The sequence below is a fragment of the Paucibacter sp. KBW04 genome (assembly GCF_003852425.1).
In the GTDB taxonomy this organism is placed as follows: domain Bacteria; phylum Pseudomonadota; class Gammaproteobacteria; order Burkholderiales; family Burkholderiaceae_C; genus Paucibacter_A.
Genome location: NZ_QAJN01000015.1, coordinates 1 through 21217 on the forward strand (window position 1 = coordinate 1; position 21217 = coordinate 21217).

The window sequence follows — 21217 nt, forward strand, 5'->3', positions numbered from 1 at the left end:
GTAGATGTTCAGTCTGTTCCTCGTTACGTTGCCGCTGTTCAGAACTCGGGTCTAGAAATGAAAAATACCCCGTAGGGTCAAGTCTTGCTATTGGAGCTTGAAACGGTAGGAAGTCCTTGTAGACCAGTTAGGCATTTTTGTGTTTTTGCAGTATCGGTGCAATCTCTGTAGCGATTGCCTCCGCCGTTAGTTCTTGACTCATCCTGAGATATTTTTTCATCTGCAAGAACAACGGGAGGCTTTCATGAGGGACGTCTTTGGCGACAATGCTCAGAAGGAGAATGTTGTGCCCGCTTCCAAGGCGATTTAGGAAACCTTCCATTTCGTTTTTGCACCAGCTCGAAGAAAGAAAGTGATTGGTGATGAAGAAAATTGCAGCGCCAGAGTCCAGAATTCCTTGCTGAATAGCAGAGACTATTGTTGAGCCATAGTCGATGCTGATTTTGTCATACCAAAATGGCAGCCCCTTTGCGTTCAGGTACGGAATAAGCTCTTCTACGAGAGGCTTGTCGTATGACGAGTGACTTAGAAAAACCGTCTTAACCTTACCAAGGGGGCGCATGGAAATGATGCTGGCAACTTGTGATCTGTCTTTGTACCAAAAGAGAGTCTCTTCCATCATGTCGAGACTATCGGCATCATTTGCCGCCATGAACTGAAAGCGCTTGTTTGCAAGCTCGGCGTGAAGATCTTCGTTTGTAAGATCAGGCCGATACTTCGCGCCAGAAGAGCGCATAGCCTCCTGCATTGCGGTTATCTGCCCCTCTTTTGGTGATTCATAGCCAAATACTACATACAACTCCATGTTGTATGGATTGTTGTTTGCATAGATGAAGCAATAGCCTAGCTCATAGGCATTTTGAGTTTGGAGTAGCTTCTTGAGCTTGGATATGACAAAGGAGTGCTCTCCATAGTCGCACTCCCAAACATAGTCCCTGTAATTTATGTTGCTCATGCTCATTCTTTCGAAAAAGGCCTAACTTTGTTTTCGGCAATTCGTTAACGATTATTGCCTAACATTTGGGCATGCGCCCCTACCGACAAAGGACACGATCTGAGCGCGACGCAGACGCCGAACTGCGGCTTACCCGAGTCAGCGAACTAGGGGCAGACCGGCCTTTGGATGTGCGAGACGACCACCGCCAACCCTTTGACTGGAGTTCACTTTTGGAGACATCTCTTGGTCTCTGCACTTTGAACCCAACCCAAGAGACGTCCGGCAACGGCGGGTTTTCAGAGATGGCCAGCCTTGGATATGCGCGGGTTTGGAAAAGGTATGGCGAGCCATGCAAAAGGAGATGAGCCCTGCCCTCGGCCAACGCCATTGGCGCTAGTTAGTTAGCTAGCCTCGCCACCTCCCAAGCTAAAACCTTGCGCCCAATCCCGCCCCGATTCAATGGCACCCTGCCCGCCTACTTACTTCTTCTCCGCCTGCTGCGCCGCCGCACTCGCCGCCCCCTTGGCCGCAAAGGCCTCCCTCAAGCGCTTGAGCTTTTCCCGCGGGTCTTCCTTGGTCTCGCCCTCGTTCAAGCGCATCTCGGTGATGAAGCGGCTAGGGATGCCCATCACCAGTTCGCGGCTCTTTTTGCGGCGGCGCAGGGTGCTGACGGCTAAGGTCGTTCGCGCGCGGGTGATGCCCACATACATAAGCCGTCGCTCTTCTTCCAGGCGCTGGGCGGTCATTTCTTCGTCGTCGGCTTTGAAAGGCAGAAGCCCCTCGTTGACGCTGGCCAAAAAGACGTGCGGCCACTCCAGGCCTTTGGAGGCGTGCAAGGTGGTGAGGACAACCTGATCCTGCTCGTCGCCGCGCTCGGCCATGGACAGGATCACGCTGATGGTTTGTGCCACCTGCAGCACGGTTTGCTTTTCGCTTTCAAACTGCGTGCCGCTGTCCTGGGTGATCTCACCGCCGCAGCGCTTGGCCACCCAGTCGACAAAGTCCAAGACATTGTTCCAACGCGCGGCGGCGACTTTTTCGTTTTCTTCGTTGTCGTAGAGGTGCTGCTCGTAGGCGATGTCCTTGAGCCATTCCATCATCATCGCCTTGGCTTCTTTGGCGCCGCTGGTGTGCTTGGCCTTGAACTCCAGGTCGGTGATGAAGCGGCCGAACTCGTGCAGCGAGCCCAGGGCGCGGGTGCTCATATGCGCGGCCAGGCTCTCGGCGAACAAGGACTCAAACATGCTGCACTTCCAGCGCCCGGCGAACTGGCTCAAGGACCCCAGGGTCTGGTGCCCAATGCCGCGCTTAGGCGTGGTGATGGCGCGCAAAAAGGCCGGGTCATCGTCCTGATTGACCAGCAGGCGCAACCAGGCGCAGAGGTCTTTGATCTCGCTCTTGTCGAAAAAGCTCTGGCCGCCGCTGACCTTGTAAGGGATCTCGGCCCGGCGCAGGGCCTGCTCAAAAATGCGCGCCTGGTGATTGGCGCGGTAAAGGATCGCGAACTGCTTGAACTCCTTGGCCTTGCCCTCGGCCATCAGGGTCTGGATGCGGGTGACGGCGCGTTCGGCCTCGTGCTCTTCACCGTCGGCCTCGATCAGCTGCACCGGCTCGCCATCGCCAAAATCGCTCCACAGCTTTTTCTGGAACAGCTTGGGGTTGATGGCGATGACGTTGTTGGCCGCCCGCAAGATGGCGCCGGTGGAGCGGTAGTTCTGCTCCAGCGGGATCACCTTGAGGTTGGGGTAGTCCAGCGGCAGGCGTTTCAGGTTTTCAATCGTGGCGCCGCGCCAGCCGTAAATGCTTTGGTCGTCGTCACCCACGGCCGTGAACATGCCGCGCTTGCCCACCAGTTGCTTGAGCAGGTCGTACTGCACGGCATTGGTGTCTTGATATTCGTCCACCAAAACATAGCGCAACTGATCCTGCCAGCGCCCGCGCGCCTCGGCGTCTTCGGTCAGCAAGCGCAGGGGCAGGCTGATCAGGTCGTCAAAGTCCACGGCCTGATAAGCGGCGAGGCGGTCTTGGTAACGCTCCATCACCAAGGCGGCCGCGCGTTCGTTATCGTCCTTGGCGGCCAGCAGGGCTTGCTTGGCGGTGAGGCCCTGGTTTTTCCACAGCGAGATGGTCCACTGCCAGGACTTGGCCTGGTTCGCGTCCACCGTGCCGCCGGCGTCGCGCAGCAGGCCCAGGACATCGTCACTGTCCAGGATGGAGAACTGCTCCTTCAGCCCCACCCGCGTGCCCTCCTGGCGCAGGATGCGCACACCCAGGGAGTGGAAGGTGGAGATCACCAGGTCTTTGGCGGCGCGCGCGCCGATCAGATGCTTGGCGCGCTCGCGCATTTCCTGCGAGGCCTTGTTGGTAAAGGTGATGGCTGCGATCTGTTTGGACTGATAACCGGCCTGCAGCAGGCGGGCGATTTTTTGGGTGATGACCCGCGTCTTGCCCGAGCCCGCGCCAGCAATCACCAGGCAGGGGCCATTCAGATGGTGCACGGCCTCCATTTGGGCAGGGTTCAGGGTGTTCACGGCGTCGGACATGGGGTCTCGTCAGAAAAACAATCAGCAACAGGGGCAAAGGGGAGATGCAAGCCTCAGAGGGTGTGAACTTTCGTAGCGAGCGGCTGCCAGGCTAGGCGGACGGAGCGCAGGAACCGGAACGTACTTCAGGTACGTGAGGATTCCGAGCACCGCCCAACGACGCATGGCGGCCGCGCAGTAGAAAGTTCTCACCCTCTCAATTGTCGGTGCAAGCTGCGGTCTCTTCCTGTGCGCCAGGGTAAGTGCCCGAGGGCCGCTTGCGGCCGCAAAAATCCAGCGGCACGGCGGGCAAGGAGGGGATGCGCTCCGGTGCCACCCGCCAGTCCATGCGGAAGTTGTCGGCCGAGCCAAACACCTCGGCCGCCTTCATGGGCTGCTCCATCTCGGCCCTGGCCTTGCCATCGTTCTTGATCAGCAGCTTGCCTTCAAACAGATTGCCGTAAAGCTGGGCCTGACTGCCTTCGCCACGCAGCCCCATGCCAGCCGTGTTGACCAAGGTGTTGTGGGCCAGGAGGATGTGGCGGGAGTGGTTCACGTCCAGGCCCACATCATTGCAGTGGGCGACGATATTGTTGGCGGCCAGGCCGGCCTGGTGTTCGTAGCGCTCGCAACCCTTGTCTCGGCAGAAGCCGGGGTCGCTGCCGCCGCCGCCAAAAGAGATGCCCACCCGCACGCCGGGCCGCGAGATTTCGTTCGGCGAGCAGACCACCAGATTGCGTTCGATCTTGGCGCCTTCGCCGCCGCCCTTGACGAACATGCCGTAAGACACTTTGTCGCCCTCGCCCTTGACGAAGTTGCGCACGAGATTGTCTTGGACGCGCCAGAAATTGGCCCCCACCAGGTCCACCGGCGTGACCGAGCGAGCGGTCTGGCGCGGGTGGTCGTTGCTCAGGGTGTTATGGCTGATCAGGCCATGGTCGGGCCAGCGGCCGTCCACCCCATTGATCTTGAGGTGGGCGTTGAAGTTCTCCAGCCAGCTATTGCGCAGCTCAAAAAAGTCGGCCCCGGCCACGATGTGGAAGGCATGCTCGCAGTCGCGGTCGCTCGGGCAAACGCCGCGCACCCGCAGGTCCTCAAACACCCAGTAGGGCTGGTCGATCAAAAAGCCCTCGGCCGTGTTCATATCGATCTGGGTCGATTTGGGCTGGGCGGCGCGCACGCGGATGGGCGCCACGCCCGAGCCCGGCCCGCCCAGCTTGACGCTTTGCTCAAAGCGGTAGCGGCCGGGGGCCAGCTCGATCACATCGCCGGCCCGGGCGCTCAGCAAGGCCTGGCGCAACTCGTCCGCTGTCTTGACCGGCAAGGTAGCGGGCGGGCGACCCTCGGGCAGGGTGGCCCAGCGATGGCCCTTACCCAGATTCGGCAAGGGGATGGAACCCGTGGGCCGCTCCACCCGCCGCTGCACGCGCAGCAGCAGCGGGCGCAGCAAGGCGTGCAGCTCCCCGTACTCCATCAGCGCCGCATCGGCATAGCGGATCAGCTCCTGCGGGCTGCGCCGGTCCAACTCGGCCATGGCGCGGGCAGGCGTGGTGTGCAGCACGGTCATCGCGCCCCAGAGCAGCAGGCCGGCCAGCAAGAGCAGGCCCAGAAGAGGGTAGAGCAGCCAGGACTTCAATCTCGTCATCATCATCGCTCTTCTTGTTGGCCTTTTGGATTCAGGCTGGGGCGGCCTCGTCCTCGGGCGTGGCCTGCAGGCACAGGGCGAATAGCAGCAGGGTATAGAACATCAGGCCGACCCGGGGTGCGTCCAGCAAGCTATCGGCCGCGCCCACCACCAACAGGCCAAGCAAGGCCGCCGCCAAAGCGGGCGCCAGCGGGTGTTGGCGCCCGCGCCCGAGGCTCAGATTCCACAGCGCCAGGCCTAGCGCCAAACCCATCAAGCCCAGGCCCAGCCAGCCTTGTTCAAACAACAGGTGCACGGCCAGATTCTTGGCATGCCAGGCCATGTGAAATCGGTCGCTGGAGAAAAACCAATGCGCCATCTCCTGGCTGAAGTCGCCATTGCGCAGCAGGCTGGCGCCCTGGCCCCCCGCATGCCCATCGCGCAAGCTCAGCTCGGCAATGTCCAGCTGCCCCGAGGGCGTGGCCACGGCCAGGGCAAAAGCCACCATGCGCGGGGCGTAGACCGGCCCGCTTTTCAGTGGCGCATTGCCCAGCTCCAGTTGCAGGGGCTGCCAATCGGCACTGGGCTGGATTTCCCGCTGCAGCACCAGGCAGTTGTCCGGGTAGATCAGGTGACGCTCACATAACTCGATATGCAGTTGCAGCTTCTTGCTGGTACGCAGCTTGGCTTGCAGACGGACCGCGCCCTGCGGCATGGGCAGACGCTGCCAGACGCGGAACTGCTCGCCATAACCCAGCATGTGTTGGCCGGCGCTGAGGCGCAGATAGTTGTGGCCCGCGTCCTGGCGGATGCGGTAGTCCCCCACATGCGAGTCCTTCAGGCCGCTGAAGTACTGCTGGGCTAAAAAGCGCCCGGCCCCCTTGCCCAGCAGCTGGTCCTCGGCCGTGCTGAGCAGGCCCAGGCTCTGGCGCCAATGCTGCATGCGGAACTGGGAATCAATCTGGCTATTGCCCACCCGGTGCAGCAGATAGCTGCCGCCGTCCAGCGCAGCCACCCCGGCAGCGGCTATCAGCAAGGCGGTCAGGGCGAGGCCACGTTGGCGCCAGCTATTGCGGTCTTGCTCGGCCCAAGGCCAGAGCGAGGGCCTTTGCAAGATCACCAAAAACAGCAAGGCCAGGGTCAGCACCGCCACGCCCGCCGTGGCCCAGCCCACCCAGCCGCCCCAATACCCCGCCACCAGCGCTACACAGCCCAGCAAGCACATCCAGGCCCCAAGCACCAAGGTGGCACCCAAGGTGTCCAAGAAAGGCCGCCGCTGACTTTGCCAAACCAGCAGGGCCAGATTCACCAGCAAGACCAGTGCATACAAAACATAGGCCGACTTCGGCACGGCCTGCGCCAAGAAGGCGCCCAAGCCCAGCAACAAGCCCGCAGCAAGCAGCGCCAGCAGCCAGATCGTGCGTCGCTGTGCAGGCAGCTGCTGCCACAAAGCGGGCGGCAGACCCAAGGAGAGCAGGGCCGCGCCCATCAACGCGGCCAAGCCCCGATAGCCCCCGCCCATAAACACCAGCACCGCCGCGCCCAAAAAGCCCAGCCCCCACAAGGCCAGACCTAAGCGCTGCTCGGACGTCAGCGGCGCCGAGACTTGGGTCTGCCCCGGCGTCCGCGCCTGCCTGGCGCGCAAGCCCAGCAGCAGGGCAAAGCTCAGCGGCAAGGCCAGATAAACAATGCGCGAGAAGGTGCTCATGGCCGCATAGGCCGCCAGCAGGCCCAGGCCCATCAAGGCCAGGAACTGCCAGGCTCGCCTCGCGCGCAGCAGGGCCAGCAGGGCAAAAGGTGCCGTCATCGCCAGGCTGGCGTCCAGGGCGGCGCCGCCCACATGCATCTCCCAGAACAAGGCCGTCGTGCGGTAGTCGCTGGAGAAGTTCAGCAGGCCCGGGAAGGCCAGACGCTCCCACAAGGCCGCCAAGGCCATGCCCAGCAGCGCCAGCACCATGCCCCATTGCAGGCTTTGAGCGAGGCGCGTGGGCGCGCGTGCCGCCGCTTCCAGCCACAGGGGCAAGAGCAGCAAGGCCAGGAAAAAGCTCTTCAGCACGCGCCAGCTATTCATGGGCTCTTGATAGCCCTGGAACCAGCCAAAGACAAAGCCACCCGCATCGGCAAAGCCGCGTTGCAAGGCCAGCAGCTGGGCGCCGGCCCAGAGCAGGAGCAGCAGGCTCAGGCCCGGCGTGAGCACGAGGCCCCGGCGCGCGGCGGGCAGGTGTTGGCGGCGGCTCCAAGGGCGTGCGCCCCAAGCCATATAGCCACCGGCCCCCAGGGCCAGGGCGAGCAAGTCCATTTCCTCAAACGTGATCCAGCCGCTCCAGGGCGCCAGGCCCAGCAAAGGCAGGAGGCCCAGCAGGATCAGCGGTGTTTGCAACCAGAAGCGCGCCGCCAAGGCGGCCAGGGCCACAAAGCCCAGCACAGCCCCCCAGGCCGACAAAGGATGGTGGGCGGCCAGGCCCAGGCCGAGGGCGGCACAAAGCAAGGCCATCAGCCCCGGCGCGAAGGCAAAACGCCGGCCGACCGCCTGGGTCTGGGCTGGGTTATTCATGGACGGGCATCGCAAACGTCGAGGTCATCATGCGGGCGAACAAGGAGCCAAGCGGGCGAGGCATCATAGCCAGCGCCCGGGCCGCCACTGCGGGAAAAACCCCGGCCGGTTTTCATCGGAGCCGGCTGGATTGCTCTGCATAATCGGCGCCAGCATGATGAAACAAAGCATTAGGGCGCTGATTGTGTTGTTGAGCTGGGCCCTGCTGCTGCCCTGGGCTCAGGCGCGCGACTTGCTGGCCGTGGGCGCCCTGTTCCCCAAGGTTTTTGAGCCCAATGCCAAGGGGGTACCGCAGGGGCTGGCGGTCGACCTGCTGCAGCGCGCGGTCCAGGCCCAGGGCCACAGCCTGCGCTTTGAGTTCTACCCCTGGGCGCGCGCCCAGGCCATGGTGCAGCAAGGCCAGGCCGACATCCTGATCGGCCCCTACCGCACGCCCGAGCGCGAGCCCTTGTTTCTGTTCTCCCAACTCCCCTTCTACGAAGACGCGCTGATCTTCTATGCCCGCCGCGACAGCCCGCTGCAGTGGCAAGGCGATTTCGGCAAGCTGCAAGGCCGGGCCGTGGGCCTGGTGAAGGGCTGGGCTTACGGCCCGGCGCTGGAGCAGGCCCGCGAGCAACTGCACATCAGCACCGCCCTCGACGTGGCCAGCGGCCTCTTGATGCTGCAGCGCGGCCGGGTCGATCTGCTGGCCAGCAATGAGCGCAATACCGCGCCGGTGATCGAGAGCATGGCCCTGGGCCGAGAGCTGCAGCCCTTGCTGCCGGCCCTGGGGCATCTGCAAGGGCACTTTGCCTATCCTCGTAACCCGCAGGGCAAGCGCCTGAGCGAGGAGCTGGACCGCAGCCTGGGCGATTTGCACAAGCGGGGCGAGATGCGTGAGCTGGCACGCCGCTGGAAGGTGCGCGCGCCGGACTGAATCGCCAGGCCGCAGGCGCGAAGCCGGGCTCAGAGCCCTTGCTCGTCGGCGCTATTGCCGCTGTTGCCGTTGTTGGTGCTTAGCGGCTCGAGCGGCCGGACGCTGGCCTGTTGCTGCGGCTCACTCACCGTCTCGGTCTTGAGCTGAGTCGGCCTCGGCTTGGGCCGCACAGGCGTGGGGCCGGAGGCCGCCACAGCGGGCAGCGCGGCCAGGCTGGGCAGCAGCTGGGGCAGGTCTTCGTCATGGCCAATCGGGGTGCGCGCCTGCACTGGCTGCGCCTGAAGCTGGGCGGGCTGCGCCTGGGCAGTCGCCGGCTGTGATTGCACCTTGGCCGCGGCCTCGCCCGTGCCCAGCTTGACCCACAGGCCACGCAAGACATCGCGCTCCAGCCACAGGCCCAGCAGCATCAGGCCGCACAAGAACACGCTGGCCGCCACGGCCCGGCCGCCCCAATGCACGCCGTCCGACCACTGCTTGGCAGCGCGAGGCGTGATCAAGGTGCCCTGCGGCTCGGGCATGGCTTGCAGGCGCAGGGCCGACATGCTCTCCCCCGCAAGCCAGGCCCGCAGGTCCTGGGCCAGGGCTTCGACGCTGGAGTAGCGGCGCTCGGCCTGCGGCGCCACCGCCTTGTGAATCAACGCATCCAGGCTGAAACGCTGCGAGGTGCTGAGCGCCGACCAGGAAGCGGCGGGCGACAGCTCTTGCAAGCTGGGCGCCACCTCCGGCCGGCTGGGCGCCTGGGCGCAGCCTTCGACCAGGGCCCGCAGCAACACGCCGACCCCGAACACCTCGCTGCGCAGATTGGGCGACTCGCCCGCCTCAATCTCGGGGCTGGCATAGCCGGGCGCCGAGCTCAAGCCCATCACATGCTCCAGGGGGCTGATGGGGTCGGGCATGCGCAACAGGCCCAGGGCCATGATTCTCAGCTTGCGGTCGCGGCCCAGCCAGACCATGGAGGGATCGATCTCCGCCCATTGCCAGCCCTGGCGGTGGGCGGAGGCCAAGGCCTCGCAGAGCTGCAACAGCAGACCCAGGCGCTCGCGCAAAGCGAGGGCGCTGGTGGCCCGCAGCAGGGGCTGGCCGCCCACACCTTCAAAGATCAGATAGGGATGCCCCTGGGCCGTGACCCCGCTGTCGGTGGGCATGCAGAGCGCGGGGTGCTGGAGGGCTTCGAAATCGGCAGCCAGATCGCCGAAACGCAAGATCACACCCATGGCGCGTTCATTGCGGGGCAGTACCAGCACGGTGCCAAACTGGTCGGCCGCCAGCGCATGCCTGGCCTCGTACCACTGGGCCGCCTGCGCCGTCTGGCCAGCTGCTGGCCAGGATTCGCTGCCAAAACCATGCAGGACCGAACGCAAACGCCAGACGCCCAGGGCCGTACCCTCGCTCAGCAGGGCTGCAGCGGCGGGAGGCGGAAGGGCGAGTTCTGGCATGCGCATAGGAATTTTGTCGTTATGTTAGGGCCCTGTCGGAGCAAAACCTTGGCACAGCCTCCCCGCATCTGGGGGGCGACAAAGCGGCGATACGCGGTGCAGCGCGGCCGCAGCTTGGCAGGCATGACGATCGGCGCCGACCAAGCGAGGCTGGCATCATCTCAGCTTTCGCGCTCAGCGTCGGGCCAAGGGCCGCCCTTCGCCATCCCTAAAAAGATCAATTCCGATGGAAAAACACGCCATGCACCACCCACACTCGACGCCGCGTCGGCCCCGGCAGTTACTGCTGAGCGCCCTGTGCGCCCTGACCCTACTGGCCCAGGGTTTGCCCGCAGCGGCCCAGGCAGCCAGCAGCTATCAGCAGCCCTCGGCCGCCGTGCGCGAGCTGCTGGACGCCCCCAATCTGCCGCGCCAGCTGATCTCCCCCGACCGCCAGACCCTGGCCCAGCTGGGCCAGCGCCGCCTGAGCAATGTGGAAGAGCTGGCCCGCCCCATGCTGCGCCTGGCCGGCCTGCGCTTTGACCCGGGCAACGCCAGCCCGCAGGCCGGCGCGCCCTTGCAATCCCTGAGCCTGCGCCCCTTGCTGGACCCGCAGGCGCCGGAACGTGAAATCAGCCTGCCCGCTGGCGGCGCCTTCCACGCCTTTCACTGGTCACCGGACGGCAAGCGCTTTTTGCTGACCCGCCGCACGCCCCAGGCCACCGAGCTGTGGGTGGGCGAGACGGCCGGCGGCGCGCTGCGCCAGATCAAGGGCCTGAAGCTCAACCTGGTGCTGGCCCCGCTGGAGCCGGTCTGGCTGAGCCCAAATGAATTCTTGGTGCTGGCCGTGCCCGCCTCGCGCGGCGCCGCCCCCACCCCGCCCAAGGCGCCCAGCGGCCCGACGGTGCAGGAAAGCTTTGGCCGCAATTCGCCCGAGCGCACCTATCCCGATCTGCTGAAGAACAGCTTCGATCAAGCCTTGCTGGACTACCACGCGCGCAGCCAGATCACCGCCGTCAACCTCGCCACGGGCGCGCTGCGCGCCCTCGGTGAGCCGGGCCTGTTCAGCGCTCTGAGCAGCAGCGGCGAAGGCGCGCAGACCGTGCTGCTGAGCGAGCGCCTGAGCCGCCCCTTCAGCTATAGCCTGCCTTGGGAGGACTTCCCGCGCACGGTGGAGCTGCGCTCGCGCGATGGCGCGGTGCTGCGCGAGCTGGCCAAAGTGCCGCTCAAGCAAGGCGTGGTGCTGGAAGGGGTGGTCACCGGGCCGCGCGCCTTCTTTGCCGCACCGGGCAAAAACGCGGCCGTGTTCTGGGTCGAGGCCCTGGACGGCGGCAATCCGAACACCAAAGCCCCCCATCGCGACCGCCTGATGCGCCTGGACCCGCCCTTCAAGGGCGAGGCCCAGGAGGTGCAGCGCCTGGCCCAGCGCTTTGTGCGCCTGAGCTTTTTGGACGATGGTCAAAACGCCTTGCTGACCGAGCTGGATAGACAAAAGTCCTGGCTGCGCACCTCGCTGCAGCCCCTTGCCGGAGGCCCCGGCAAGACCGTGTTCGACCATTCGCTGCGTGAGCGCTATCGCCACCCCGGCGTCCCGCAGACCCGTATGCTGGCCAACGGCCGCCAAGCCGTCATCGCGGCCCAAGGCGAGCTGCTGCTGGCCGGCCCCGGCGCCAGCCCGCAGGGCGAGCGGCCCTTCCTCGACCGACTCAGCCTGAAGGACCTGAGCGTACAGCGCCTGTTCCAGTCGGACGAGAACGCCTACGAGCAAGCCCTGCTGGTGCTGGACAAGGGCCGCCTGCTGACCCAGCGCGAAAGCGCCAACCAGCCTCCCCAGCTGATTCTGCGCAGCGGCGCAGGCTTTGAGGAGGAGCGGGTGCTCACCCAGGCCAAAGACCCCAGCCCCCAGCTGCGCAAGATCCGCCGCGAGCTGATCACCTTCAAGCGGGCCGACGGCGTGGACCTGAGCTTCTGGCTCTATCTGCCGCCCGACTACCGCACCGGTGAGCGCCGCCCGGCCCTGGCCTGGGCCTACCCGCTGGAGTACACCGATGCCAGCACGGCCGGCCAGGTCAGCGGTTCGGCGAATCGCTTCACCAGCATCTCGCCGCTCAGCCCGCTCATGCTGTTGATGGACGGCTTTGTGGTGCTCAGCGACGCCACCATGCCGGTGGTGGGCGACCCCAAAACGGTGAATGACAGCTTTGTCGAGCAGATCACCATGAATGCCCGTGCCATCATCGACAAGGCCGAGGAGCTGGGCGTCGTCGACCCCAAACGCATGGCGGTGGGCGGCCACAGCTATGGCGCCTTTATGACGGCCAATCTGCTGGCCCACACCAAGCTGTTCAAAACCGGCATCGCCCGCAGCGGCGCCTACAACCGCACGCTGACGCCGTTTGGCTTCCAGAGCGAGCGGCGCTCGCTGTGGGAGGCACAGGACGTGTACCTGAAGCTCTCGCCATTTTTGTACGCCAACCAGATCAAGGAGCCCCTGCTGCTGATCCACGGCGAGGCAGACAACAACTCCGGCACCTTCCCCATGCAGAGCGAGCGCCTCTACCAGGCCCTGGCCGGCACCGGTGGCTCGGTGCGTTATGTCACCCTGCCCTTTGAGTCGCATGGCTACACGGCGCGCGAGTCGGTCGGCCATGTGCAGTGGGAAATGAGCCAGTGGCTGAAGACGCAGCTGGGCGACCCGCGGGCGCCACGTTGAACCGCGGGCCCGGCAGCGGGCCCGCCCTCAGTAATTGCTGCTGAGCTGCGAATCCCCGCCGGCCCTTGCCGGCAGATAGATGTGGAAGATGGCGCCGCCCTCGGCCTGGTTCGCCGCGCTGATGCGGCCGCCATGCACCTCCACAATCTTGCGGCAGATGGCCAGGCCCAGGCCGGTGCCGCCGGAGCCGTCCTTGGTCTGGCTGGACTGCACAAAGGCCTCGAAGATCTTGTCCAGCTCAGACGCGGGGATGCCTGGCCCCTGATCGGCCACCGAGATATGCGACTCGCCATCCGGCAGCGCCTCCGCATGCACGCTCAAGACCCCACCATCGGGTGAGAACTTGATGGCATTGGCCAGCACATTGCGCAGCACCTGCTGGAAGCGCAGCGGGTCCACCTGGGCCGCCAGAGGCTGCGAAGGCAGGTCCACATCCAGGCGCAGCTGACGCCTGTCCATCAAGGGCATCAGTTCACGCAGCACCGGCTGGATCAGGCCGCGCAAATCGGTGCGCTCCAGATCAAAAGTGCCGACCGAGCTCTCGATCTTGGCCACATCCAGCAAATCGTTGACCAGGGCCAGCATGCGCTGGCCCGAGGCGTGGATCTCGCCAAACATCTCCACCAGCACCGCGTTCTCACGCGCCCGCTTCAGGCCCAGCTCCGAGAAGCCCAGAATGGACTGCAACGGCGTGCGCAGCTCGTGGCTCATATTGGCGACGAACTCGGACTTGGCGCGTGAAGCTTCCTGAGCCACATCGCGCGCCTCGCGGGTGGCGCGCTCGGCGTCGCGGAACTCGCTGACGTCCACCAAGGTGCACAAAATACCCAGCATGCCGCCCTGCTCGTCCGGCACCAAGACCTTGGTGATGACCATATCGCGGCGTCGGCCGTCGCGGTGCAAGACCTGGGTTTCGTAGCGCACGCGCCCGCCCTCGGCCAGCAGTTTGGCGTCCTGGGCCGCATGGAAGGCGGCCTCGGCCGGCGGCAGATTGCGCCCCACCGGCTGACCGATCACCTCCTGGCGGGACTGGCCGGAGAAGTCCTCCCAGGCCTGGTTGACGGTCAGGTACAGGCCCTGGGTGTCGAACATGGACACCGGCTGGGGGCTCATCTCCAGCAGCAGGCCGGTCAGCGCCAACTGCTGTTGCAATCGCTGGCGGGACTCGGTGCGCTCGGTCACATCCATGGCACTGCCGGCGAAACCGATCAAGGCGCCCAGGCCATCGCCCAGGGCATACAGAGGCACGACGGCCACATCGAAATGCATCAGGCGCCCATCCGGCGCGCGCACGCTGATGGCGGCCGAGCGCACCGGTGCCTGGTCCTCGCGGCTGAACAAGGCGGTGACGCGCTGACGTTCGCCCGGCGCCACCAGGTCTTCCAGGCGCTGGCCGATCGCCTGATCGGTGCTGGCCTGGCTGAGCGCCGTCCAGCGCGCATTGACGTAGGTGATGGCACCGCTGGCATCGGTGCGGAAGATCAGCTCCTGCAGGCTGCGCAGCAACACCCGCATCTCGCGCTCGCGCTGGGCCACGCGCTCATGCGCATTGTCCAGGGCGCGCCGGGCCCGCTCGCGCGCGCTGAGGCTGCGCAGGGCGACGATGGTGGTGCCCAGAATCAGCAACAATCCCACGGCACCTACAGCGATCAGCCAGCGTAGATTGTCCCGCCAAGCCTGCAGCGCGCTGAATTGGTCCTGCTCCACCGACACCAGCAGTGGCCGGCTGCGCGAGACCCGGAAGGCCACCACCTGAGCACCGGGCAAGACGCCTTCGCCGAAATAGCTGCCATGCTCGCGTTCGGGCAGCCACTGACTGAAGATGGGATGAGGCGGCAATTGCACGCCGGGCTCCAGGCTGACGGCCTCGGTGGCAGTCAGCAACTGGCCGCTATAGCTGCTCAGCAAGGCCAGGCCCTTGGTGCCGGCCAGGGTCAGCTGTTGATGGTTGGCCAGGGCCTCGGGGTTGATCAAGGCCATCAGAAACAAGGGCTGGCCGCTGACGGTGCGCATCTGGTGCAGCATGGGCAGCACATTGACGCCGCGGCGCGCCAGCGCGGTGCTGTCACCGGCCTGGGCCAGATCGGCCAAGCCTCGCCCCGGCTTCAGGGGCAAGAGCTTTTCCGCCCCCGGACGGGGCAAAGTGCCCAAACGATCCAGCGCCAGGCGCAGGCCCACCTCGGTGGGCACCGTGCTGGCCAAAACCAGGCCCTTGCTGTCCAGCACCGCCAGGCCGCGCAAAAACGGCAAGCCCTGCAAGGACTGGCTCAGCAAGGGCTGCAGGCGATCGGCATCGGTGCTGGGCTGGTAGGCCATGCTCTCGGCCACCGTGCGCAGGGTCAGGGCCGTGGTTTCCACCGTGCTGGTGGCATGCTCCACCAGCACCCGGGCCAGCAACTCGCCACGCGCTCTTGCGCCTTCCAGTGCCTCGTTGCGCTCAAACCAGGCCAGCGCCACCAAGGACGAGAACACCAGACCCGTCAGCACCGTCGCCGCCAACAACACCAGACGACCCGTGGTCTGCTTGAGGATGGAGGGGAAGCCCTGCGAAGTCTCCAGCTCGGCCAGAGAACCCACGTCCGCTTCCGTGGCGAGGCCCGGCAAGCTGGGCTTGTTCAACAGCGTTCCCGACATGGCGCGAGGATCAATTCACCAGGATTTCGGTCAGGCCATTGCGCTTGGCGGCGGCTTTGAGGCGGCCATCCCGTTTGATGGCGGCCACAAACTCGTCCACACGCGCCAGCCAGACGGCGTCGCCCTGCTTGAGTGCGTAGGCATAGGGCAAGGTGAAGAAGGGGCTGGGCGGCGAGATCAGCCGAGCCCAATCGGCGTTGTCCAAGAGGCGGCGGCTGTAGGGATAGTCCGTCATGAAAACATCGACGCGACCGCTCTCCAGCTCGGCCTCGCGGGTGGCCGGCGGACGCACGATCACCATCTTGGCGTTCTTGAGCGCCTGGCCCATCACCGGCTCCATAAAGGTGCCGGCCTGCACGCCGACAACGACGCCGGGCTTGTCGATATCTGACCACTCACGCACGGTCCGGCTGGCCCGGGTGGTGACGCCGTAGATATCGCTGCGCAAATAGGGTTGGCTGAAGCTCAGATGCTCTTTGCGCTGCGGCAGCACGCCGACGGCGAACATGGCCACATCACAGCGCTCGCTCTTGAGGTCGTCCACCAGTTGCGGGAAGGAGCTTTCCACATATTTCAGCTGCACCTTCAGGTCGCGGGCGAATTCGGCCGACAGCTCGATATCGATGCCACCCAGCTGTTCATTGCGCGGGTTGCGATAGGTGACGCCGTAATAGTCCGGCCAGATGCAGACCCGCAAGGTGCCGCTGCGCTGCACCCGTTCCAGCACCGAGCCTCCAGCGGCCGCGTTCGCGCCGCCTGCCGCCAGCGCGGCCCCTGCGGCCGAGAACGCCAACAAGGCCGTCGCCAGGCCAAGGCCCAGAGTCGAACGCACACCACGCCACTCGCTCAACATAACGCTTCTCCTGTTCGCACCCACCGATGCAATGCATCAGGCCGCTTCGGCCAAAGATTCCAAGCTCGGTGGATGATCGGTGATGCGATTGCGCAATGCAATGAACTCTGTTGCATTGCTGAGAAGTTGTTCGACCAAACGCGGGTCAAAGGCCGCTCCGCTCTGCTCGGCCAGCATCGACAAGGCCTCATCGTCCGCATAGGCTTTGCGGTAGCAGCGGTCCATGGTCAGGGCATCGAAGAAGTCCACCACGGCCACGATGCGCCCCGAAATCGGAATCGCCTCGCGCGCCAGACCCAGGGGGTAGCCGGTGCCATCCCAGCGCTCGTGATGCGACATCGCCACCTCGGCCGCCAGTTGAAACAAGGGGATGCGCGAGCGCCCCAGGATCTGCGCACCAATGACCGGGTGGCGCTTCATCACCTCACGCTCTTCTTGCGTGTAAGTACCTGGTTTCTTCAACACACAATCGGGCACGCCGATCTTGCCCACATCGTGCATGGGCGCCGCATGGCGCAGCATCTGCGCGAAACGCGGTGCTTCCCCGCATTTCAGAGCCAAGGCCTCGGCCAGATGACCGATGCGGATGATGTGCACGCCCGTGTCATCGTCGCGCAGCTCGGCCGCCAGGGCCAGGCGCAGCAAGGCCTCGTGATGGGCGTTGGCCACCTCGCGCAGGGCCCTGTTGCGCTCTTGATACATGACCCCTAGATCGGCAATGATGCGCTCCATCTGGGCAGCGGCCGCATCGTCGAAACTGCGGTCGCTGCGCGGCGGGCGCAAGTTCAGGCTGGTTTCCATGGTCAATCAGGCGGTGGCCCAGGAATTGGAGATATGCCCGATCAGTTGCAAGGGGCTGAAGGGTTTCACCATATAGGCATCGGCCCCGGCCTGCATGCCGGCCTCGCGATCCCGTGCATGACCACGGGCACTGAGCAGCAAGACATGGATGCCTGCCAACTCGGTGTTAGCCTTGAGCCGGCGGCAGACGTCCAAGCCATCCAAATCGCCGGGCATCATGACATCAAGTAACACAATATCTGGACGCAAAACCGCGGCAGCTTCCAGGGCGGAGCGGGCATCAAAAGCCTCATGCACCTCGCAGTCCTCGAACTCCAGCGTCATGCGAACCAGCTTGCGGATATCGGCGTGATCATCGACAACGAGGATCTTTTTCATGGCAGGACTCCGGCGGAATGTGATTTTCACCTTTCAAATTTATCAAATTCAACAAATTAACTCCCTAATTTCCGCGCCACACGCATAGAAATTTCGGCAAAATTGCGCAATGCCCAACAATAAAACACAAACTGTTAACGAACGCCCGGACTGCAGCACGATGGAAGTTGCGCGCATGTTGGGCTTGGCCGTCCGTTCGGTGCAATTGATGGTGGATCGGGGCGACCTCACGGCATGGAAAACCCCGGGCGGGCATCGCCGAATTTCCCGCAGCTCGGTGGAGGCCTGGACGGCCCAGCGCTCCGGCGCCGTGGCCCAGGGCCAGCACCGTGTTGAACGCCTACGCGCCGAAGGCGCTGGCCAAACGATCAGCCCGGCGCCACGCGCTCGCGCCGGCCGCCCGGCTCGCGCCGCCCACACGCCTCGCCTCCTGGTGATCGAGGATTCGGTGCATTTCCAGAACCTGGTGTCGCTGCTGGTTGGGCAGGAGTTCCCGGGCGTCGAACTGCATATGGCGCATGACGGCATCGTTGGCTTGGCCATGTGCGGGCAATTGTTGCCCGATGTGCTGATCGTTGACATCTTGCTGCCCGGCATCGACGGCGCCACCCTGATCACCAGCCTGCGCTCGCAGCCCCAGTTTGCGCAAAGCAAGCTGATCGTCGTCACCTCGCTGGACGAAGCACAGCGCGCGCCCTATGCCTTCGCCCTGGCCGGTGTGCCCGTGGTCCACAAGCCGGATTTGGTGAAGCAACTGCCCCTGCTGCTGCGCGAAGCCCTGGCCGAACATCTGCGCCCGCAAGCGACGAACGAAGCCAGTTCATGAGCCTGCCCCGCGTCCTGTTGGTGGAGGACAATGCCTCCTTGCAGCATTTCGTCAGCTCCGCTTTTGCCGATTTGGGCGTGGAACTGAGCTGTTGCAGCCATGTGGACGAGGCTTTGGCGCTCTTGCGCGACACCCAAGTCGCGCTGATTCTGACCGATCTGATGATGCCCGGCCGCTCGGGCTATGACTTGATTCAATGCCTGGCGGACGAGCCCGCGCTGCAAGGCCAGGCCCGGCTGGTGGTCTTCAGCGCCGGCCTGACCCACCAGGTGCGCGAGCGCCTGAGCCAGCCACATGTCTGGCGCTTGCTGGCCAAGCCCTGCTCGCTCGCCGATTTGCAAGCCTGTGTCGAGGACGCGCTGGCCGAGTTGGCACTGAAGAGCAGCCCGCCCGACGCGCCACCCGCCCAAACCGCAGGCCCTGTAGACGCAAGCCAGCTCACACCAAACCACGAGCACACGCAGCTGCTGGAAGCAGCGATCGAGCGCAATTTCGGTGGCGATCGGGCCTTTTACGAAACCTTTCGCAGCGACTGCCTGAAGCAGTTCTTCGTGGACATCGCGTCCGGCGACAGCGCCTGCGAGCGCGGCGACGCCCAGGCCCTGCGTCTGGTGGCCCACAGCCTCAAATCGGTGCTGCTGATCCTGGGCCACGATGCCGAAGGCGAGATTGCCCGCCAGCTGGAGCAAGCCGCGGCCCTGCAACAGTGGGATGCCGCCCGCCAAGGCTGGCAGGCCTTGCGACAGATTCTGCAGAACCTGCAAGCGGGGTAGCACTCAGCCGCTTAGGCAGGCCTCTTAGATGCCCAGCGGGTCCACATCCACCGCCCAGCGCAACAAGCCCTTGTGCTCACGTTTGAGCGCATGCAACTCGGGCATCCAATGCCAGAGCAGGCGCTGCAGGGCGCCACGGCTGTCGGCTTCGACCAGCATCTGCATGCGCTCCACATTGGCCACACGCGCCACACTCATGGGGATGGCCGGGTAGATCAGCACGCCCTGGGCCTCGGGCAATTGCTGGGCATAGGCCGAGGCGGCGTCCAGAAATCCCTTGGCCGCTTCCGCCGTGCGGCCTTCCGCCCGCAGCAAGGCCAGATGGGCATAAGGCGGCAGGCCAGCTGACTCGCGCTCGGCCAACTGGCTTTGGGCGAAGGCCTCGAAATCATGCTTGGCCAAGGCCTTGTACAGGGAGTGCTCCGGGTGCCAGGTCTGCACCCACATCTCGCTGCGGGCGGCTTGCTCGGCATCACGTCCGGCGCGGCCGCCGGCCTGCATCAGCAGGGCAAACAGGCGCTCCGGCGCGCGGAAGTCGCTGCTGAACAAGGCGCCATCCGGGTTGATGGCCGCCACCAGGGTGATGCCACGGAAGTCATGCCCCTTGGTGATCATCTGGGTGCCGACGAGGATGTCCACCTCACCGGCATGCACAGCCTGCAGCTGAGCCTCCAACTGGCCCTTGTGCTTGGTGGAATCGGCATCGATGCGGGCGACCCGTGCCTCGGGGAAGGTCTCGGCCAGTTGCTCTTCCAGGCGCTCGGTGCCGCGCCCCAGGGGGGCGATGTCTTGATTGCCACAGGTGGGGCAGGCCGAAGGCACGCGTTCGGTGAAGCCGCAGTGGTGGCAGCGCAGGGTGCGATCGCCCTTGTGGAAGACCCGCCACGCGCTGCAATGCGGGCAGTCGCTCTTCCAGTTGCACTCGCCGCAGTGCAGCACCGGGGCATAGCCGCGCCGGTTCAGGAAGATCAGGCTTTGCTCCTTGCGCTCCAACCGCGTGCGCAGGGCTTGAATCAGGGGCGCCGTCAGCGCCGTCGTCACGCCCTTGGTCAGGGGCAGCATCTTCATATCGAAAAGCCGCACCCTCGGCATCGCACCGCCACCAATGCGGCCCGGCAAGGCCAGGCGTTTGTAGCGCCCCTCATTGGCGCGCTGCCAGCTCTCCAAGGAGGGCGTGGCCGAGCCCAGGATGACGGGCAGTTTCTCCAGATGCGCTCGGTAAACGGCCAAATCGCGGGCCGAGTAGCGAGCGCCGTCCTGCTGCTTGTAGGAGGGGTCATGCTCCTCGTCCACCACGATCAGCCCAAGGCGCGGCATGGAGGCGAACACCGCCAAGCGAGTCCCCAAGACCAGATCAGCCTCGCCCAGATGGGCCGAGAGCCAATGCCGCAGGCGCTGGGCCGGCGTCAGGCCGCTGTGCAGCGACACCAGGCTGTGCCCGACAAATCGCTCGGCAAAACGCGCTTCCAGCTGGGGTGTCAGATTGATTTCTGGCACCAGCACCAGGACCTGCCGGCCCTGCTTGAGCGCGTGTTCGGCGGCGCGCAGGTAAACCTCGGTCTTGCCGCTGCCGGTCACGCCGTAGAGCAAGACCGGTGGCGGCGCGGCCCGCTCGCGCGGCGCGGCCAGCAAGGCATCCAATTGGGCCAGCACCTCGGCCTGCGCCGGGCTCAGGGTCGGCACGCTAGGCATGGGCGCATCGCCGGGCAGCGGCGCATGCTTAGCCGCCAGCTGGGTCGCCCGCTTCATGCGCAGCTTGAGCTTTTGCCCGTCCAGCTCGCGCAACTGGGGCGGCAGCACCGACAAAGCCACTTCCCCCACGCTGCGCTGGTAGTAATTGGCGGCAAATTCCACCAGCTGACACCAGGCCGAACTCAGCGGCGGCAGTCCGTCCAAGGTGGACAAGATGGGGCGCAGCAAGGCCGGGTCAGTGTCAGCCGAGGGCTCGCCCGGCCAAACAATCCCCAACATCTCGCGTCGGCCCAGGGGCACACGCACCAGGCTGCCGGGCGCCAAGGCCGCGGGGCTCAGATAGTCCAGCGGGCCGGTCAGGCCGCTGTGCTGCGGCGCGTCCACCGCCACGCGGATACGCGTCAAGGCCGGCTGAGAAGGCAGAAGCGCTTCAGTCATGCGCGCGGCCAGAACTTATCCACAGCAAGGGAAGCTGCCAGCATGCACCACCAGACATAACTTTTAATTCACTCGCTAAGTGCATGATTTTCAAGGCCGACAGCCGCTGTGAATTGCCCTGTGGATAACTTTGTGGGAAAA

14 protein-coding genes are annotated in these 21217 nt (G+C 64.8%); 4 read left to right on the plus strand and 10 right to left on the minus strand.

Annotated features, from left to right (window positions below; genetic code table 11):
* Positions 1-127: 127 nt before the first annotated feature.
* From DBR47_RS18350 to DBR47_RS18365, 4 genes are all read right to left on the minus strand, one after another.
* On the minus strand, positions 128-955 hold the full coding sequence (locus DBR47_RS18350) for a toll/interleukin-1 receptor domain-containing protein (protein ID WP_197047147.1): 828 nt from the start codon (positions 953-955) through the stop codon (positions 128-130).
* Between the two features lie 461 nt (positions 956-1416).
* Positions 1417-3480: an ATP-dependent helicase gene (locus DBR47_RS18355; RefSeq protein WP_124452744.1), complete on the minus strand. Its 2064-nt coding sequence runs from the start codon at positions 3478-3480 to the stop codon at positions 1417-1419.
* Positions 3481-3676: 196 nt separating this feature from the next.
* The gene (locus tag DBR47_RS18360) at positions 3677-5104 is read right to left on the minus strand and encodes a hypothetical protein (RefSeq protein ID WP_197047148.1); all 1428 of its coding nucleotides are present in this window, start codon (positions 5102-5104) and stop codon (positions 3677-3679) included.
* Between the two features lie 31 nt (positions 5105-5135).
* The gene (locus DBR47_RS18365; protein WP_124452748.1) at positions 5136-7637 is read right to left on the minus strand and encodes a hypothetical protein; all 2502 of its coding nucleotides are present in this window, start codon (positions 7635-7637) and stop codon (positions 5136-5138) included.
* 157 nt (positions 7638-7794) lie between these two features.
* On the opposite strand from DBR47_RS18365, the gene DBR47_RS18370 reads away from it, so the two are divergent.
* Positions 7795-8553, plus strand: coding sequence for an ABC transporter substrate-binding protein (locus DBR47_RS18370; protein ID WP_197047149.1), 759 nt, complete (start codon positions 7795-7797; stop codon positions 8551-8553).
* A 29-nt stretch (positions 8554-8582) separates the two neighbouring features.
* Here the strand turns inward: DBR47_RS18370 and DBR47_RS18375 are convergent, their stop codons facing one another.
* Positions 8583-9989, minus strand: a complete 1407-nt coding sequence (locus DBR47_RS18375; RefSeq protein ID WP_148090430.1) for a hypothetical protein — start codon at positions 9987-9989, stop codon at positions 8583-8585.
* 241 nt (positions 9990-10230) lie between these two features.
* Here DBR47_RS18375 and DBR47_RS18380 point away from each other — a divergent pair, with 241 nt between their 5' ends.
* Positions 10231-12681: a prolyl oligopeptidase family serine peptidase gene (locus tag DBR47_RS18380; protein ID WP_124452754.1), complete on the plus strand. Its 2451-nt coding sequence runs from the start codon at positions 10231-10233 to the stop codon at positions 12679-12681.
* Positions 12682-12708: 27 nt separating this feature from the next.
* Here the strand turns inward: DBR47_RS18380 and DBR47_RS18385 are convergent, their stop codons facing one another.
* The 4 genes from DBR47_RS18385 to DBR47_RS18400 are packed head-to-tail and all read right to left on the minus strand — an operon-like array spanning position 12709 to position 17347.
* Positions 12709-15315 carry a PAS domain S-box protein gene (locus tag DBR47_RS18385; protein ID WP_124452755.1) on the minus strand — a complete coding sequence of 869 codons (2607 nt, stop codon included), beginning with the start codon at positions 15313-15315 and terminating at the stop codon, positions 12709-12711.
* Positions 15316-15325: 10 nt separating this feature from the next.
* Positions 15326-16168 carry an ABC transporter substrate-binding protein gene (locus DBR47_RS18390; protein ID WP_124452757.1) on the minus strand — a complete coding sequence of 281 codons (843 nt, stop codon included), beginning with the start codon at positions 16166-16168 and terminating at the stop codon, positions 15326-15328.
* Between the two features lie 36 nt (positions 16169-16204).
* Entirely contained in the window at positions 16205-16969 is a 765-nt protein-coding gene (locus DBR47_RS18395) for an HD-GYP domain-containing protein (RefSeq protein WP_231512388.1), read from the minus strand.
* A 6-nt stretch (positions 16970-16975) separates the two neighbouring features.
* Positions 16976-17347, minus strand: coding sequence for a response regulator transcription factor (locus DBR47_RS18400; protein ID WP_124452759.1), 372 nt, complete (start codon positions 17345-17347; stop codon positions 16976-16978).
* A gap of 160 nt (positions 17348-17507) precedes the next feature.
* On the opposite strand from DBR47_RS18400, the gene DBR47_RS18405 reads away from it, so the two are divergent.
* Both DBR47_RS18405 and DBR47_RS18410 read left to right on the plus strand, forming a co-directional pair.
* Complete coding sequence (locus DBR47_RS18405) at positions 17508-18173, plus strand: response regulator (RefSeq protein ID WP_231512389.1); 666 nt, start codon at positions 17508-17510, stop codon at positions 18171-18173.
* Positions 18170-18946 carry a response regulator gene (locus tag DBR47_RS18410; RefSeq protein ID WP_124452763.1) on the plus strand — a complete coding sequence of 259 codons (777 nt, stop codon included), beginning with the start codon at positions 18170-18172 and terminating at the stop codon, positions 18944-18946. The genes DBR47_RS18405 and DBR47_RS18410 overlap by 4 nt, the downstream gene beginning before the upstream one ends.
* A gap of 24 nt (positions 18947-18970) precedes the next feature.
* Here DBR47_RS18410 and DBR47_RS18415 read toward each other — a convergent pair whose 3' ends face one another.
* The gene (locus DBR47_RS18415; RefSeq protein WP_124452765.1) at positions 18971-21076 is read right to left on the minus strand and encodes a primosomal protein N'; all 2106 of its coding nucleotides are present in this window, start codon (positions 21074-21076) and stop codon (positions 18971-18973) included.
* Between the last annotated feature and the right edge of the window lie 141 nt (positions 21077-21217).

Excerpts from the sequence above, each read along its gene's own strand:
- DBR47_RS18405 (WP_231512389.1), top strand. The coding sequence starts at position 17,508 with ATGGAAGTTGCGCGCATGTTGGGCTTGGCCGTCCGTTCGGTGCAATTG.
- DBR47_RS18360 (WP_197047148.1), bottom strand. The coding sequence starts at position 5,104 with ATGACGAGATTGAAGTCCTGGCTGCTCTACCCTCTTCTGGGCCTGCTC.
- DBR47_RS18380 (WP_124452754.1), top strand. The coding sequence starts at position 10,231 with ATGCACCACCCACACTCGACGCCGCGTCGGCCCCGGCAGTTACTGCTG.
- DBR47_RS18410 (WP_124452763.1), top strand. The coding sequence starts at position 18,170 with ATGAGCCTGCCCCGCGTCCTGTTGGTGGAGGACAATGCCTCCTTGCAG.
- DBR47_RS18370 (WP_197047149.1), top strand. The coding sequence starts at position 7,795 with ATGAAACAAAGCATTAGGGCGCTGATTGTGTTGTTGAGCTGGGCCCTG.
- DBR47_RS18415 (WP_124452765.1), bottom strand. The coding sequence starts at position 21,076 with ATGACTGAAGCGCTTCTGCCTTCTCAGCCGGCCTTGACGCGTATCCGC.
- DBR47_RS18390 (WP_124452757.1), bottom strand. The coding sequence starts at position 16,168 with ATGTTGAGCGAGTGGCGTGGTGTGCGTTCGACTCTGGGCCTTGGCCTG.
- DBR47_RS18375 (WP_148090430.1), bottom strand. The coding sequence starts at position 9,989 with ATGCCAGAACTCGCCCTTCCGCCTCCCGCCGCTGCAGCCCTGCTGAGC.
- DBR47_RS18350 (WP_197047147.1), bottom strand. The coding sequence starts at position 955 with ATGAGCAACATAAATTACAGGGACTATGTTTGGGAGTGCGACTATGGA.
- DBR47_RS18395 (WP_231512388.1), bottom strand. The coding sequence starts at position 16,969 with ATGGAAACCAGCCTGAACTTGCGCCCGCCGCGCAGCGACCGCAGTTTC.
- DBR47_RS18400 (WP_124452759.1), bottom strand. The coding sequence starts at position 17,347 with ATGAAAAAGATCCTCGTTGTCGATGATCACGCCGATATCCGCAAGCTG.
- DBR47_RS18365 (WP_124452748.1), bottom strand. The coding sequence starts at position 7,637 with ATGAATAACCCAGCCCAGACCCAGGCGGTCGGCCGGCGTTTTGCCTTC.
- DBR47_RS18355 (WP_124452744.1), bottom strand. The coding sequence starts at position 3,480 with ATGTCCGACGCCGTGAACACCCTGAACCCTGCCCAAATGGAGGCCGTG.
- DBR47_RS18385 (WP_124452755.1), bottom strand. The coding sequence starts at position 15,315 with ATGTCGGGAACGCTGTTGAACAAGCCCAGCTTGCCGGGCCTCGCCACG.